14 protein-coding genes, 1 tRNA gene and 1 pseudogene are annotated in these 15367 nt (G+C 73.7%); 15 read left to right on the top strand and 1 reads right to left on the bottom strand.

The annotated features are described in order from the left end of the window. Positions 1-7 precede the first annotated feature (7 nt). The 13 genes from ACZ4UB_RS35365 to ACZ4UB_RS35425 all read left to right on the top strand — a co-directional run bounded on the left by ACZ4UB_RS35365 (position 8) and on the right by ACZ4UB_RS35425 (position 12853). Complete coding sequence (locus tag ACZ4UB_RS35365; protein WP_468076711.1) at positions 8-1153, top strand: ROK family transcriptional regulator; 1146 nt, start codon at positions 8-10, stop codon at positions 1151-1153. Between the two features lie 143 nt (positions 1154-1296). Further along, entirely contained in the window at positions 1297-2115 is an 819-nt protein-coding gene (locus ACZ4UB_RS35370; protein ID WP_468076713.1) for a hypothetical protein, read from the top strand. A gap of 29 nt (positions 2116-2144) precedes the next feature. Next, positions 2145-2903, top strand: a complete 759-nt coding sequence (locus ACZ4UB_RS35375) for a GntR family transcriptional regulator (RefSeq protein ID WP_468076715.1) — start codon at positions 2145-2147, stop codon at positions 2901-2903. A 148-nt stretch (positions 2904-3051) separates the two neighbouring features. Continuing rightward, a complete protein-coding gene (locus tag ACZ4UB_RS35380) occupies positions 3052-4173 on the top strand; it encodes a TIGR03364 family FAD-dependent oxidoreductase (protein ID WP_468076717.1) in 1122 nt (373 codons plus the stop codon). A gap of 5 nt (positions 4174-4178) precedes the next feature. Further along, positions 4179-4928 carry a phosphonatase-like hydrolase gene (locus tag ACZ4UB_RS35385; protein WP_468076719.1) on the top strand — a complete coding sequence of 250 codons (750 nt, stop codon included), beginning with the start codon at positions 4179-4181 and terminating at the stop codon, positions 4926-4928. Then, positions 4925-5965: an ABC transporter ATP-binding protein gene (locus tag ACZ4UB_RS35390; protein ID WP_468076721.1), complete on the top strand. Its 1041-nt coding sequence runs from the start codon at positions 4925-4927 to the stop codon at positions 5963-5965. The genes ACZ4UB_RS35385 and ACZ4UB_RS35390 overlap by 4 nt, the downstream gene beginning before the upstream one ends. Positions 5966-5967: 2 nt before the next feature. Next, on the top strand, positions 5968-6897 hold the full coding sequence (locus ACZ4UB_RS35395) for a 2-aminoethylphosphonate ABC transporter permease subunit (RefSeq protein WP_468076722.1): 930 nt from the start codon (positions 5968-5970) through the stop codon (positions 6895-6897). Beyond that, positions 6884-7681, top strand: a complete 798-nt coding sequence (locus tag ACZ4UB_RS35400) for an ABC transporter permease (protein ID WP_468076724.1) — start codon at positions 6884-6886, stop codon at positions 7679-7681. Before ACZ4UB_RS35395 ends, ACZ4UB_RS35400 begins: the two co-directional genes overlap by 14 nt. Positions 7682-7733: 52 nt before the next feature. Next, positions 7734-8801 (top strand): 2-aminoethylphosphonate ABC transporter substrate-binding protein, encoded by a 1068-nt coding sequence (locus tag ACZ4UB_RS35405; protein ID WP_468076738.1) that lies wholly within the window; start codon positions 7734-7736, stop codon positions 8799-8801. Positions 8802-8950: 149 nt separating this feature from the next. Beyond that, positions 8951-10495, top strand: coding sequence for an alkaline phosphatase family protein (locus tag ACZ4UB_RS35410; protein ID WP_468076726.1), 1545 nt, complete (start codon positions 8951-8953; stop codon positions 10493-10495). A gap of 144 nt (positions 10496-10639) precedes the next feature. Then, positions 10640-11419: an HAD-IIA family hydrolase gene (locus ACZ4UB_RS35415; RefSeq protein WP_354382518.1), complete on the top strand. Its 780-nt coding sequence runs from the start codon at positions 10640-10642 to the stop codon at positions 11417-11419. An 80-nt stretch (positions 11420-11499) separates the two neighbouring features. Next, positions 11500-12105 carry a hypothetical protein gene (locus ACZ4UB_RS35420; protein ID WP_468076728.1) on the top strand — a complete coding sequence of 202 codons (606 nt, stop codon included), beginning with the start codon at positions 11500-11502 and terminating at the stop codon, positions 12103-12105. A gap of 10 nt (positions 12106-12115) precedes the next feature. Beyond that, on the top strand, positions 12116-12853 hold the full coding sequence (locus tag ACZ4UB_RS35425; RefSeq protein ID WP_468076730.1) for a class F sortase: 738 nt from the start codon (positions 12116-12118) through the stop codon (positions 12851-12853). Positions 12854-13033: 180 nt separating this feature from the next. On the opposite strand, the gene ACZ4UB_RS35430 is transcribed toward ACZ4UB_RS35425, so the two are convergent. Then, positions 13034-13107, bottom strand: a tRNA-Lys gene (locus tag ACZ4UB_RS35430). A 213-nt stretch (positions 13108-13320) separates the two neighbouring features. Between ACZ4UB_RS35430 and ACZ4UB_RS35435 the strand changes: the two genes are divergently transcribed. Together ACZ4UB_RS35435 and ACZ4UB_RS35440 are read left to right on the top strand one after the other, a co-directional pair. Beyond that, positions 13321-14673: a peptidoglycan-binding protein gene (locus ACZ4UB_RS35435; RefSeq protein ID WP_468076740.1), complete on the top strand. Its 1353-nt coding sequence runs from the start codon at positions 13321-13323 to the stop codon at positions 14671-14673. Between the two features lie 11 nt (positions 14674-14684). After that, a pseudogene (locus ACZ4UB_RS35440) lies at positions 14685-15367 on the top strand (hypothetical protein); the annotation flags it as partial.

Raw genomic sequence — 15367 nt, forward strand, 5'->3', positions numbered from 1 at the left:
TGGGCGGGTGATCAGAGGCAACGGTGGTGGTGGGGACGACGCGGTCGGCGGAGCGAATCTGGCCGGGCTGCGCGGGCACAACGCCGCGCTGGTCCTGGGCCTGCTGCGCGCGGCGGGGCTGCGCGGCGAGGCCGGGCCGGGCCGCGGCGAGCTGGCCGCCCGTACGGGACTGACCCCGCAGGCCGTCAGCAAGATCACGGCCCGGCTGACGGCGGAGGGCCTGGTCGCGGAGGCGGGCCGCGGCGCGTCCACCGGGGGCAAGCCGCGCACCCTGCTGCGCCTGGTGCCCGAGGCCCGGTACGCCGTGGGCGCCCACCTGGACCGCGACGAGCTGCGCGTGGTGCGCGTGGACCTGCTGGGGCGGGTGGTGGCCGAGTCGCGCCGCCCCCTGGACTTCGGGGCCGCGCCCGACGCGGTGGTGGCGGCGGTGGCGGAGGCGGTCGTACGGGCATGCGCCGGCGGGTCGGCCACGGCCGGGCCGCCGGGTGCGGGCGTGGGTGCGGGCTCGGGCTCGGGCGCGCCGTTGGGTGTGGGCGTGGCCGCGCCCGGGCCGTTGGACCACCGGACCGGGGTGCTGGGTCGGGTGACCGGCTTCCCGGGCTGGGAGGGCTATCCGCTGCGGGCGGCGCTGGCCGAGCGCCTCGGGCTGCCGGTGGTGCTGGACAAGGACACCAACGCGGGCGCGGCCGGCACCGGCACCGGGTCGGGGTCCGGCGGCTCCGTATACCTGCACGTGGGCACCGGACTGGGCGCGGGGCTGCGCCTCGGGGGCGAGGTGTACCGGGGCAGCCGCTCGGGCGCGGGGGAGTTCGGGCACCAGGTGCTGCTGCTGGACGGGCCGCCGTGCCGGTGCGGGGCGCGCGGCTGCGCCGAGGTGCTGTGCCTGGAGGCGGTGGCGCGGGGCGACCTCGACCGGGCCGCGCGGGTGCTGGGGGAGGCGGCGGCGAACCTGGTGGCGCTGCTGGACGTGGACCGGGTGCTGCTGGGCGGGCGCGTGGTGGCGGCCGCGCCGGAGGTGTTCGTCGAGGGGGTCCGTACGGTACTGGCGGCCCGCGCCCTCGGCGGCGGACCGGTGCGGGTGGAGCGGGCCCCGGGCGGAGTGGCCGAGGGCGCGGCGGAACTGGTCCTGTCCCCCCTCTTCGGCGGCGCTTGACCCCCTGCGCCGATCGGGCGTAAACCGGTCCGACCGGGGCGCGGCGACAGCGGGGGGTGGGGAGGGGCATGGCAGGGTGCGGCCAAGGCGGGGTGATTGTCGCTTCGTCAGATCATCGTCCGGCGAGCCAGCGAAGGCCCACCATGCGACTGCGCAAAGCCCTTGCCCTCTCCGCGGTCCTCGTCGTCGTCTCGGGACCGGTCGCCCTTCCCGCGGTCGCCGCACCCGCGCCCCCCGGCGGCGGTGGCGCCCGCCCCGCACCCGCGCTGCCCTCGCGCGCCAAGGCCAACTGCGGGGACGGCAAGAACGCGGCCTTCCCCATCGGGGCCCGGATCCGCGGCGGACCGAGCGTCTACCGCACCGGCGCCGGACCGCAGACCTGGTACCTGGACCTGACCAACACCACCGCCACCGCGTGCACCGCCATCCACCCCGTGGTCGTCTTCACCGACAAGGCGCGCACCCTGCGCCCCGCCCACCTGCGGATGGAGTTCGAGGCGCGGGGCGCCACCTTCCCCGTCAGCCTGGAGAGCACCGACCGGGACGAGGTCGTCGCCGTGTTCGACGGCGGGGAGGCCTTCCCCGGCTTCACCGTCGGGCCCGGCGGCTCGGCCACGGTCAAGGTGCAGCTGGCCTTCGCCGCCACGGCGCCCGTCGGCGAGGTGGTCGCCGACGCGGCCCTGGTCCAGCGCAAGGGCGACGACGGCGACTGGGTCGGCGACAGCGGCGGCTACCGGTTCTCGGTCGAGGGCCCGCAGGAGCCGGCCCCGGCGGAGGCCGGGGCCGAGGCGGAGTCCGGAGGGTGGTCCGGGGCCGACGCCCTCGCCGAGACCGGCGCCCCCGACACCGCCGCCCGCGCCCGGGACCTGGCCGCAGGGGGCGCCCTCGGCGCCCTCGCGGCGGGCGGCGGCCTCCTGTTGGCCGCCCGGCGCCTGCGCGGGGAGGCGACCACCGGGCCGTAGGCCCCCGCCCCGCCCCGTACAGTCCCAGAGTGGAACCGACCAAGCACCGCCCCGGCTCGCCGGTCCGATCCGGCATTCCCGAGCACGGGCGCATCCCCAAGTACTACGCCGTCAAGGCCCGCCTCGCCGAGCTCGTCGAGGAGCTCGGCGAGGGCGGGACGCTGCCCACCGAGCGGGACCTCGCCGAGCGCTACGAGGTCTCCCGCGAGACCGTCCGCCAGGCCCTGCGCGAGCTGCTCCTCGAAGGCAGGCTGCGCCGGTCCGGGCGCGGCACGGTCGTCGCCGGGCCGAAGCTGGAGCAGCCGCTGTCCCTTGCCAGTTACACCGAGGGGGTCCGCCGCCAGGGGCGCCGCCCCGGGCGCAATCTCATCGGCTTGGAGCAGTTCCCCTGCCCGCCCGACCTCGCCCCCGGCATCGGCGCCGAGGCCGGCGAGCCCGTCTGGCACCTGGAGCGGGTGCTGCTGGCCGACGACGAGCGGGTGGGGCTGGAGAGCACGTACGTCCGGGTGGCCCGCGCGCCCCGACTGGACGGCGAATTCCAGCCGGATTCCTCTTTCTACGGATATCTCCGGGAGCGGCTCGGCATCGCCTTCGGCGACGCCGACGAGAAGTTGGAGACGGTCCTGGCCACCCCGCGCGAGGCGCTGCTCATCGGGACGCCGCCCGCGCTGCCGATGCTGCTGATCCACCGGTTCTCGCGCGATCAGGACGGGCGTCCCCTGGAGCGGGTGCGTTCGCTCTACCGTGGCGACCGGTTCAGCTTCACGACGCACCTGCGCCCCGAATAGTCGAGGACGAGCCACCCGAAAACTGGACCAACAGGGCACATGCTGATCACGGAACAGTAACGGGTCTGGTCCAAGCGTCGAGGGCTGTTCACCGATCCGTCGCCTGATGGATCCTCCCGGTCCATGGGTCCCGGACACCGTGGGCCGGGTGAGAGTCATAGTCATCGGAGGCGGCGTGGTCGGCACCATGCACGCCTGGCAAGCAGTCGAACGCGGCCACGAGGTCGTCCAGATCGAGCGCGAAGCCGAGGCGCGCGGTGCGTCACTGCGCAATTTCGGACAGATCTGGGTCAGTGGACGGGCCGGCGGTGCGGAGCTGGACACGGCGCTGCGGGCCCGCGAACTCTGGGAGCGGATCGGGGAGCGGGTCCCGGGCCTGGGCTTCCGCGCCATCGGATCCCTCACCCCGGTCCGCAACGCCCGTGAGCACGCGGTCGCCGAGGCGGCCGTCGCCCGCGAGGACGCCGTCGCCCGCGGGTACCAGCTGGTCACCGCGGCCGAGGCGCGGGCGATCAACCCGGCCCTGCGCGGCGCCTTCGAGGCGGCCCTGTGGTGCGAGCGGGACGCGGCCGTCGAGCCGCGCACCGCGCAGCTCCACCTCCGCGAGGCCCTCCAGGCCTCCGGCCGCTACACCTTCCTCCCCGGACGCGAGGTCCGCGAGGTCACCGGCCCGGGCGCCGTCCGCGACGACCACGGTGACGTCCACCGCGGCGACGTCGTCGTCCTGGCCACCGGAGCCTGGCTCTCCGGCCTGGTCCGCGAGTTGGCCCCGGACCTGCCCGTGCGCCGGGTCCGGCTCCAGATGATGCAGACCGAGCCGCTCGGCGAGCCGCTGACCACCTCGGTCGCCGACGCCGACAGCTTCCGCTACTACCCGGCGTACCGGAGCGAGGCCCTCGACGCGCTCAACGCCGAGCAGGCGCAGGCGCCCGTGGCCGCCGCGCACAAGATGCAGCTGTTGATGGTCCAGCGGCGCGACGGCGGCCTGACCATCGGCGACACCCACGAGTACGAGCACCCCTTCGCGTTCGACACCCTCGAAGAGCCCTACGACCACCTCACCGGGGTCGTCGAGTCCTTCCTGGGCCGCCCGCTGCCGAAGATCCGGCACCGCTGGGCGGGCGTGTACGCGCAGTGCACCGACACCACCCGGGTCGTCCACCGCGAGCAGGTGCGGGACGGCGTGTGGCTGGTGACCGGACCCGGCGGCCGGGGCATGACCTGCTCGCCCGCCATAGCCGAGACCACCGCGAACGAACTGGGCTGGTAACCGACATGGCTGACAACAACACCCCCACCAACAACACCCCCACCAACACCACCCCCCTCCGCCACGGCCTCGTCGTCCTCGACATGGCCGGCACCACCGTCGCCGACGGCGGCCTCGTCGAGCGCGCCTTCGAGCGCGCCGCCGAGCGCCTCGGCGTCGAGCCCGGCTCCGCCGACCACGCCGAGAAGCTCCAGTACGTCCGCGACACCATGGGCGAGTCGAAGATCTCCGTCTTCCGCCACCTCTTCGGCTCGGAGGAGCTCGCCCAGCGCGCCAACGTCGCCTTCGAGGAGGGCTACGGCGCCCTGGTCGACGGCGGCCTCGTCGCCCCGCTCCCCGGTGCCCGCGAGACCATCGACACCCTCCGCGGCCAGGGCCGCACCGTCGTCCTGACCACCGGTTTCGCCCGCGTCACCCAGGACGCCATCCTCGCCGCCCTCGGCTGGCAGGACCTCGCCGACCTCACCCTGTGCCCGGCCGACGCGGGCGGGCGCGGGCGCCCGTACCCGGACATGGTGCTGGCCGCCTTCCTGCGCACGGGCGCGGTGGCCGACGTGCGCGAGGCGGTCGTCGTCGGCGACACGGCCTACGACATGCTCAGCGGGTGCCGGGCGGGCGCCGGGATCGTGGCCGGCGTGCTGACCGGGGCGCACGACCGCGCGGCCCTCACCGCGCACGGCGCCACCCACGTCCTCGGATCCATCGCCGAACTTCCCGCCCTGCTCGGCCCCTTCGACCCGGAGCCCGTCGCGTGAGCGGCATCCGCTTCGACGCGGTCTCGGTCGCCTACGCGGGCACCACCGTCCTGGACTCGCTCGACCTGAGCGTCGAGCCCGGCGAGGTCATGGCGCTGCTCGGCCCCTCCGGCTCGGGCAAGACCACGGCGCTGCGGACGGTCGCGGGATTCGTACGTCCCCGCTCGGGCCGGGTGTTCATCGGCGACCGGGACGTCACGGCCCTCCCGCCGCACCGGCGCGGCATCGGCATGGTCGTCCAGCAGTACGCGCTCTTCCCGCACATGCGCGTCGCGGACAACGTCGCCTTCGGCCTCAAGGCGCAGAAGGCGCCCAAGGCGGAGATCCCGGGGCGGGTGGCCGAGGCCCTGGAGATGACGGGCATGGCGGCCTACGCCAAGCGCTACCCGCGCGAGCTGTCCGGCGGCCAGCAGCAGCGCGTGGCCATCGCCCGCGCGCTGGCGATCCGCCCCGGGGTGCTGCTGCTCGACGAGCCGCTCTCGGCGCTCGACGCGCAGCTGCGCTCCGGGATGCTCGCCGAACTGGCCCGGCTGCACCGCGAACTGCCCGACGTGTCCATCCTGTACGTCACCCACGACCAGGTCGAGGCGCTCACCCTCGCCGACCGGATCGCGGTCATGGACCGGGCGCGGCTCCAGGACTGCGGCACCCCGCAGGAGCTGTACCGCACCCCGCGCACCGAGTTCACCGCCTCCTTCGTCGGCAACGCCAACCTCCTCCCGGTGACCGTCGCCGACGGCGGTGCGCTCTTCGCCGGTCGGAGCCTGGAGCTCGACCCGGGCCGGGCGGCCCCCGGCGCGAGCGCCACCCTGTGCGTGCGCCCGCACCTGCTGGCCCTGGGGGAGGGGCCCAACGCCCTGAGCGGCAAGATCACCGAGGTGCAGTGGCGGGGCTCGACGCACCGGCTGTACGTCGACGTCGACGGGCACCGGATCAAGGCGGACCTGCCGGAGCTGCGCGAGACCCCGGCCCTCGGCGACCACGTCACCCTGCACTTCGAACCCCGCGACGCGGTCCTGCTCTCGGCGGGGGTCTGACGATGGCTGAGGCCACCGCCCCCGCGCCCCCCTCCGCACCGCCGACCGCCCCCGCGCCCCCGCCGGAGCCCGCGCCCGCGGCGGGCCGGGCGCGGTCCGCGGCGGCCGCGCGCCGGACCCCGCCCCGCTGGGTGTGGGCCCTGCCGCCCGTGGTCGTGCTCGCCCTGGTCTTCCTCTACCCGCTCGCGCTGGTCGTCCAGCAGTCCTTCACCCCCGACACGGGCGGCGCCTTCGACGCCTACGGGAAGGTCTTCGCCTCCACCGCCTTCCGCGAGGCCCTCGGCACCACCGTCTGGCTGGCCGTCGGCGCCACCGTCGGCTGCCTGGTCCTCGGCTTCGCGCTCGCCCTGGTCATCGCCTTCGTGCCCTTCCCCGGGGCGAAGGCCGTCGCCCGCTTCGTCGACGTCTTCCTCTCCTTCCCCTCCTTCCTCATCACCCTCGCGCTGCTCTTCCTCTACGGCACCGTCGGCGTGGCCAACGGGGTCTGGACGGACGTCACCGGCGCGGCGGAGGGACCCTTCCACTTCCTCACCACCCCCTGGGGCGTCCTCCTCGCGGAGATCACCTACTTCACGCCCTTCGTGATGCGTCCGCTGCTCGCCGTCTTCTCGCAACTGGACACCGCACAGCTGGAGGTGGCCTCCTCGCTCGGCGCGAAGCCCGGCCGGATCGTCCGGAAGGTGATCCTCCCCGAGGCCCTGCCCGCGCTCGGGGCGGGCGGCAGCCTGGTGCTGGTCATGTGCCTCAACGAATTCGGGATCGTGCTGTTCACCGGGGCCAAGGGCGTCACCACGCTGCCGATGCTGATCTACGGCAAGGCCATCCTCGAATCCGACTACCCGGCCGCCTGCGTGGTCGCCGTCGTCAACATCGCGATCTCCGTCGGCCTCTACGGCCTCTACCGGGTGGTGAGCAAGCGTGCTGGTGCATAGCAAGTCCGGCCGCTGGGCCGTCTGGGCCGGATTCGCCGTCCTCTTCCTGCCGCTCTTCGCCCTGCCCCTGCTCGTGGTGGTGGCGGCCTCCTTCGCCACCCACTGGTCCGGGGCCTTCCCCTCCGGCCCGACCACCGAGAACTACGCGGCCGCGGTCCGCGGGGAATCCCTCCAGGCCCTCACCACCAGCCTGGTCACCGCCCTGATCGCCAGCCTGCTCGCGCTCAGCGTCGGCACCTGGGCCGCGCTGGCCGCCGCGGGGCTGAAGAAGCGCGGGAAGCGGTCCCTGGACGCCCTGTTCGTGCTGCCGGTCGCCGTTCCGTCCGTGGTCGTGGGCCTCGCCGTACTCGTGGCCTTCAGCCGCCCGCCGGTGCTGCTCAACGGCACGAGCGGCATCGTCATCCTGGCGCACACGATTCTTGTCACGGCGTTCGCCTACCAGTCGGTCTCGGCCGCGATAGTACGTCTGGATCCGGCCTACGAGCAGGCGGCGGCCAGCCTCGGCGCCCGCCCCTCGTACGTGCTGTGGCGGGTCAAGCTGCCCCTGCTGCTGCCCTCGCTCACCGCGGCCGCCGGGCTCTGCTTCGCCCTGTCCATGGGCGAGTTGAGCGCCACGATGATGCTCTACCCGCCGGACTGGCTGCCCCTGCCCGTCCAGATCTTCACCGCCACCGACCGCGGCTCGCTCTTCAGCGGCTCCGCCCTCGCCGTGGTGCTGATGGCCGCCACCCTTCTGGTGCTGCTGGCCGTCGGCCGCATCCGCACCAGAGCCTCCTACCGCTGAGCGGTATCCCTCCCCGAACCCCGAAGGAAAGCCCATGTCCCGCGTGTCCCGCATGCCCCACAGCCTGCTGCGCCCGCTCGTCGCCCTGACCGGCTGCCTCGCCGTCGGCGCCACCCTCACCGCCTGCGGCGGCTCCTCCTCCGCCGACTCCGGCGGCGAGAAGGTCGTCACCGTCTACAGCGCCGACGGACTCAAGGGCGAGAAGGGCGACGGCTGGTACGACAAGGTCTTCGCCGACTTCACCAAGAAGACCGGCATCACCGTGAAGTACGTCGAGGGCGGCTCCGGCGAGATGGTGCAGCGCGCCGTCCGCGAGCAGTCCAACGCGCAGGCCGACGTGCTGGTCACCCTGCCGCCCTTCATCCAGCAGGCCGACGGCAAGGGGCTGCTCCAGTCGTACCGGCCGCAGGGCTCGGACCAGGTCAACGGGGCGAACAAGGCCGCCGACGGCAAGTGGACCTCGGTCGTCAACAACTACTTCGGCTTCGTCTACAACAAGAAGGAGCTGCCCGAGGCCCCCAAGACCTGGGAGCAGCTGCTGGACGCCAGGTTCAAGGGCAAGCTCCAGTACTCCACCCCGGGCGTCGCGGGCGACGGCACCGCCGTGCTCATCAAGGCGATGCACGACTTCGGCGGCAAGGAGCCGGCGCTGGAGTACCTGAAGAAGCTCCAGGCCAACAACGTCGGCCCGTCCTCCTCCACCAGCAAGCTTGCGCCGAAGACCGACAAGGGCGAGATCCTCGTCGCCAACGGCGACGTCCAGATGAACTTCGCCCAGTCCAAGTCCATGCCGAATCTGGGCATCTGGTTCCCGGCCAAGGACGGCGGCAAGCCCACCACCTTCGCGCTGCCCTACGCGGCGGGCCTGATGGCCAAGGCCCCGCACACCGAGAACGGCAAGAAGCTCCTCGACTACCTGCTCACCGAGGACGCCCAGAAGCTGGTCAGCGAGGTCGGCGGCGGCTTCCCCGCCCGCGCCGACGTCAAGCCCACCGATGCCAACGCGGTCGAACTGACCAAGGTCATGACCGGGGTCGAGGTCTTCGAGCCGGACTGGGCCGACATCGACAAGAACCTGTCCGCGTACGTGGACGCGTGGAAGTCGGCCACTGGCAGCTGACCGGAGGCCGGTCGGTCACCCGCCCGTCACCCGCTCCCTGAAGAGTGACGTTTGCATAACGGGTCTGGTCCAGTGCGATGGGCCCGACCCGCGCAGGAACCCGCACCAACCCCCGGTCCCTCCCCTTCGCTTACTCCCTGGAGGAGTACGTGTCCCCTGTCCTGCCCGGACGCGCCCTCGCCGTGGCGGCCACCGCCGCGGCCCTGATCGCCGCCGCCGCCCCGACCGCGCCGGCCGCCCCCGCGCCGGCCGCCCCCGCGCCGGCCGCCGCCGCGGCCGCCGCCGTCGACAAGGTCCTGGTCATCGGGATCGACGGCACCGTCCTCGACCGCGTCAAGGTCGCCGACGCCCCGAACCTCAACGGCCTGATGGCACAGGGCCTCACCGCGCGCAGCACCCTGTACGCGAACCCGATGGCCGCGACCTCCTCCGGTCCCGGCTGGTCCACCATCGCCACGGGCGTCTGGCCCGACAAGCACGGCGTGAAGGACAACTCCTTCACCGGCAAGAACTACACCGCGTACCCGGACTTCCTCACCCGCATCGAGAACGCCAAGCCGGCGCTCCACACCTACGCGGCCGCCGACTGGGAGCCCATCACCTCCACCGACCAGAACGGCCCGATCTTCTCGCCCAAGGTGGACAAGCGCCTCTCCCTCAAGGGCGACCGCGACGGCTACGGCAGCGAGGACCCGAAGATCGCCGCCGCGGCCTCGGCCGAACTGCGCGACCAGGACCCGGACGCCGCCTTCGTCTACTTCGGCGAGATCGACCACGCCGGCCACAGCTCCGGCGCCGCCAGCCAGGAGTACCTGAACACCATCGGCCGCGTGGACAAGCTCGTCGGCCAGCTCCTCACCGCCGTCCAGGCCCGGCCCACCTACGGCCAGGAGAACTGGAAGATCCTGGTCACCACCGACCACGGGCACACCGACGCGGGCGGCCACGGCGGCTCGACCATCCAGGAGCGCGGCACCTTCGTCATCGCCAAGGGCGCCGGCATCCCCGCCGGTTCGGTCCGCGGCGACGTACGGCTCGTCGACGTCGCGGCCACCGCGCTCCAGCAGGTCGGCGTCCCCACCACCGGACTGGACGGCGTACCGCTGGACGCCCCGGACAGCGACCCCTTCGACACCCTGCGCCCGAACCTCCAGGCGCGCGTGGACGAGACGGGCATCCCGGCGGGGGTGAAGGGCTTCACGCACACCCCGCCCGCGGGCTGGAGCGTCGACAACTCCAAGATGGGCACGGGCGGTGTCACCGAATGGGCCGGATGGGCCTTCGCCACCGACGAGTTCTGGAGCCAGTCCCAGCGCGACCAGTGGCGCGAGCTCAACGTCCGCTCCCGTGACGTCTTCGCCGTCGCCGACTCCGACGAGTGGGACGACAAGAGCCACACCGGCACCTTCGACTCCACCCTCATCACCCCCAAGTGGGCGGTGACCGGCGGCAGTACGAAGACCCTCGCCTTCCAGACGCACTACCGCCACGAGGCCGGACAGGTCGCCCAGGTCCTCGTCTCCTACAACGGCGCCGCCCCGACCGTCGTCAAGAACTACACCGCCGACGCCGTCGCCAAGGCCGAGTCCCTCACCCTCCAGGTCCCGGCCGGCGCCACCGACGTCCAGGTCCGCTTCCGCTACAGCGGCACCAACAACTGGTACTGGACCGTCGACAACGTGACCCTCGGCTGACCCCGGCGGCTCCGTTCTCCCAGGTGACCGGGTCGTGGACGCCATACGCGTCCGCGGCCCGGTCCGCGTAGGGTGGTAGAGACCACATAGAGCGGTCAGCGGACCGGCCGGAAACCCGGGCCACCGAGAGCGGAGAACAGTCCAGTGGCAGAGCGCAAGCCGATCGAATCCTGGCTCACCGACATGGACGGGGTCCTCATCCACGAGGGCATTCCGATCCCGGGGGCGGATGCCTTCATCAAGCGGCTGCGCGAGTCGGGCAAGCCCTTCCTGGTCCTGACCAACAACTCCATCTACACCCCGCGCGACCTCCAGGCCCGCCTCCAGCGGATGGGCCTCGACGTCCCCGTCGAGAACATCTGGACCTCGGCGCTGGCCACCGCGAAGTTCCTCGACGACCAGCGCCCCGGCGGCACGGCGTACGTCATCGGCGAGGCCGGACTCACCACCGCCCTGCACGACATCGGCTACATCCTGACCGACCACGAGCCCGACTACGTGGTGCTGGGCGAGACCCGCACCTACAGCTTCGAGGCCATGACCAAGGCCGTCCGCCTGATCAACGCCGGCGCCCGCTTCATCTGCACCAACCCGGACGAGACCGGCCCCTCCGCCGAGGGCCCGCTGCCCGCCACGGGCGCCGTCGCCGCGCTGATCACCAAGGCCACCGGCAAGAAGCCGTACTTCGCCGGCAAGCCGAACCCGCTGATGATGCGCACCGGCCTCAACGCCATCGGCGCGCACTCCGAGACCAGCGCGATGATCGGCGACCGGATGGACACCGACGTCCTCGCCGGCCTCGAAGCGGGCATGCAGACCTTCCTCGTGCTGACCGGCCTGACCTCCGAGGCGGACACCGAGAAGTTCCCGTACCGCCCCACCAAGACCGTCCCCTCGATCGCGGACCTGGTCGACCTCATCTAGACACGTACGGGCCAAGGGCGCGCCGCTCCGGATGCGGAGCGGCGCGCCGCACGTGAACCTCCTTGTTGAGGAGGTTCACCATGCGCAGTGATCTGATCGCTCTCCGTGTCGCCGGGGTGGCCGTCGCCCTGACGGCACTCTCCGCCGTGACCACCATGGCAGCGCCCATCGCCCTCGCCAACGGGGACGACCGCGGCAGCGTCTCGGCCAACCCCGACCCGGCCCACCCGGGAGCGCAGGTCAAACTGCGCGTCCGCGGCTGTGACAGCGACTCGGCGTCCGCCACGTCCTCGGCCTTCGTCTCCGAGGTCCGGCTCGGCCGCGGGCACGGCGGCGGCGAGCGGGAGTTGTGGGGCGACGCCCACATCCGCTCCGACGCCTGGTCCGGCCGGCACGAGATCCGCGTCCAGTGCGACCGGGACGGCAGGGTCAGTGGCTCCCTGGAAGTCGAACACCGGCCCTCGCACCACTCCACCCCGATCTGGCCGGTCCACGCCGGCGGCGGCGGGATGGCGGCCGAGCTGGCCGCCGCGCCCCCCGCGAACGCCACCACCGCCAAGAAGGACCACGGCACGGGCGGCCCCGGCCTGCCGCACACGGTGATCGGCGCGGTGCTGGCCGCCGCGGCGACCCTCGCCGTCGCGGGCCGCGCGCTGGCCCTGCGCCGCCGCCGCAGCGGGCAGTGAGGCCGCCGCGGTGAGCGCGGAGCCGAAGGCGTCGGGCGGCGGCCGGCTGCTGACCGCCGCCGCCTGGACCGTGCTGGTGCTGGGGCTGTGGCTGTGGGGTCGCGAGATCACCGGGGTGCCCGGGGGTCCGTACGCCCAGCCCGGCCTGATGGCCGCCCCCGGCCTGCCCGCCGCGCACGCCCCGCTCCCGGCGCCGGCCGCGGCCGGGCCGCCGCAGCGCGTGGACGTGCCCTCCATAGGCATCCGGGCCCCGGTGATGGTCCGGGGCCTGGACGCCGAGGGGGCGATCGAACCGCCGCCCTACGACCGGCCGGGCACGGTGGGCTGGTGGTCGGGCGGGGTCCAGCCGGGCGCCGCGGGCACCGCGCTGCTGGTCGGCCACGTGGACACCGAGTCCAAGCCCGCCGTCTTCTACGGGCTCAGCTCGGCGCAGGCGGGCGGCAAGGTGCGGGTGCTGCGCACGGACGGGATGACCGCCGAGTTCACCATCGACGACATCCAGGTCTACGAGCGGGCCTCCTTCGATCCGCACAAGGCTTACGGGCCGAAGGTGCCGGGCCGGGCCGAACTGCGGCTGGTGACCTGCGGGGGCTCCTACGACAAGGCGGCGAAGACCTACACGGCGAACGTGGTCGTGTCGGCGTACCTGACGGCCACGATGAAGACGGCCGAGACGACGGCCGAGCAGGTGGAGCCGGCCGGATCGCCGTCGCCCCGATCGCCCTCGCCCGCAGCGGCGGGCGGCTGACGCGGGCCCGGCCACGTGTCCGTCGCCCGGGCCGCGGCCGGGCCCGTCCTCGACCGCGCGGGCTCGCCCGGGCCGCGGGAGGAAGCCGGGGGACCGCCGCGGGAGGTCCGCCCGCCACTGTAGGGCCGCAGGACACAGCGAAGAAGCCCCCCGCGTGAGCGAGGGGCTTCTTCGTGTCTGTGCGCCGCCAGGGACTCGAACCCCGGACCCGCTGATTAAGAGTCAGCTGCTCTAACCAACTGAGCTAGCGGCGCTTGTTCCGACAAAGAGAACTTTACCCCACACGGGACGGTGCTCGTGACAACACACGCCCGCCTTGTCCGATTAGCCCATGTTTAGGGTGTTTATCGTGCACGATGTGTTCTGGCCGCGCCGTACCTGATGCCCCGCCAGATGCGCCCCCGGCCGCCCAGTGGACGAAACAGGGGAGTGGACGGAACCGCATGACGACGCAGCCTCCGACACCGATGCCGATGCCGCTCTTCACGGAGTACGACCCCGGGCGCGACTGCGCGTGCCCGGGCTGCGCGCAGCGCCGCCGCTCGCTGGTGCGCGCACGGGCCATACCGCTCCGGGACGGCGGGCACCCGGCCGCGCGCGGAGCCCGCCGCGCGCTGGTGCTGGCCACGGCGGCGGGCGTGGTGCTCGGCGGTGGCGGTGGGGCCGCGGTGGCGGTCGCCAATCCCGAACCGGTACCGGGTCCGCTCGCGCCCGGCAGCCCGCAGGGCCCGCGGGCCCCGCTGCACGGCCCGGCCCCGGCGGCCCCGCCGCACGCACCGACGGTACGGCGGCAGATCGACCGCGCGGCGATCATCAACCGGGCGAAGCTGTGGCTGGACGCGCAGGTCCCGTACAGCATGTCCCTCTACTGGACCGACGGCTACCGCCAGGACTGCTCCGGCTACGTCTCCATGGCCTGGAACCTCGGCACCAACGAGTGGACCGGGAGCCTCGACAAGTTCGCCACCCGGATCACCAAGGACGAGCTCCTGCCGGGGGACATGCTGCTCTTCCACAACCCGGCCGACCCCAACCAGGGCTCGCACGTCACGCTCTTCGGCGGCTGGGTGGACGAGAGCCGCACGCACTACATCGCCTACGAGCAGACGCGCCCCACCACCCGGAAGCTGGCCACCCCCTACGGGTACTGGAACAACGCGACCAAGTACCTGCCCTACCGCTACAACGGGCTCACGGGGGCGCCCGTTCCCGAGGTGCCCGCGGTGACGCCGGTGCCCCCCGCGACGCCGGTGACGGTGCCCGCTCCCAAGCCGACCGTGGACGCGCCCTATCCGGGGGCGGAGAAGTTCGGGCCGGGCGCGAACAACGCGTACGTCACCCAGCTCGGCCGGATGCTCGGCGAGCGCGGCGGCGCCCGGTTCTACCCGCAGGGGACCGGCCCGCAGTGGACCGACTCCGACCGGCTGGCCACCGAGGCCTTCCAGCGGGCCCAGGGTTGGACGGGTGAGGAGGCGGACGGCCTGCCCGGTCCGCAGACCTGGAAGCTCCTGGTCCACAAGCAGGGCAAGGACATCCCGCCCGCGACCGCGACCGGGGCGGCCGGCCCGCCGTCGTCGCGGGTGCCGGCGTATCCGGGAGCCGCCGCGCTGCGCCCCGGAGCCTTCGGGTCGGCGGTCACCGCCCTGGGGCGGCAACTGATCGAGAAGGGCTTCGGCAAGTACTACACGACCGGTCCGGGTCCCCGGTGGGGCGAGGCCGACCGCCGTGCCGTCGAGGCGTTCCAGCGCGCGCAGGGCTGGCGCGGTGCCTCGGCCGACGGTTACCCGGGCCCGGAAACCTGGCGCCGGCTGTTCGCATGACGGAGGAAACGATGTACCCCACGCGTACGACGTCCACGACGGGCACCCTGCGGATCCCCCCGGTGCCGCCGCCCGCACCCCCGACCGTCCGGGCCCAGGACCAGGCCCAGGCCCAGGCTCCCGCAACGAGTACGGAAGCGACCCGGTCCCAGGGGCGCTGGACGATGCCCCCGGTGGCGCCGCGGGCGGGCCTGCACACCCTCGCCGGCCCGCTGCCGGTCGCGGACGAGCCGAGTCCGCAGCGGGCGGTGCAGCCGTACGGGTACGCGGCGCGGCCGCACCCGCAGGCGCCCGAGCGGGGCCCCGAGGTCGGGCCGGACCCGGAGGAGGACCGGCCGCTGTGGGAGGCGGTCGGGCCCGAGCCCGCGGCCGAGGAGGCGGACGCGCCGGAGGACGCGCCCGCGGACGCCGGTGACACCGGGTGGACGTGGTCCGAGGCGGTCGTGGCCGTCGGGGACCCGACCCGGCACGAGGTCCCCGCCGCGCGCGGCGAGACCGGAACGGAAGCAGAAGCGGAAGCGGAAGCGGAAGCGCCGGCAGTGGCGGCGGTCGAGGCCGACCCGGGCCCGGCCACGGCCGGGGCCGGCGCCGGTGCGGGGTTGGGATGCGGCTCCTGTCCCGCCGTCGCCCCGGCCCCCCCCCACGGGCTTGAACTCGTCATTCTCCCCACCCCCGCGGTGGACGCGGCCCCCGC

It is taken from the genome of Streptomyces sp. NPDC028419 (assembly GCF_055565515.1).

Bases quoted from the DNA above. Each gene is read 5' to 3' on its own strand.
- ACZ4UB_RS35385 (WP_468076719.1), top strand. From the start codon at position 4,179: ATGGCTGACAACAACACCCCCACCAACAACACCCCCACCAACACCACC.
- ACZ4UB_RS35435 (WP_468076740.1), top strand. From the start codon at position 13,321: ATGCCGATGCCGCTCTTCACGGAGTACGACCCCGGGCGCGACTGCGCG.
- ACZ4UB_RS35370 (WP_468076713.1), top strand. From the start codon at position 1,297: ATGCGACTGCGCAAAGCCCTTGCCCTCTCCGCGGTCCTCGTCGTCGTC.
- ACZ4UB_RS35405 (WP_468076738.1), top strand. From the start codon at position 7,734: ATGCCCCACAGCCTGCTGCGCCCGCTCGTCGCCCTGACCGGCTGCCTC.
- ACZ4UB_RS35420 (WP_468076728.1), top strand. From the start codon at position 11,500: ATGCGCAGTGATCTGATCGCTCTCCGTGTCGCCGGGGTGGCCGTCGCC.
- ACZ4UB_RS35395 (WP_468076722.1), top strand. From the start codon at position 5,968: ATGGCTGAGGCCACCGCCCCCGCGCCCCCCTCCGCACCGCCGACCGCC.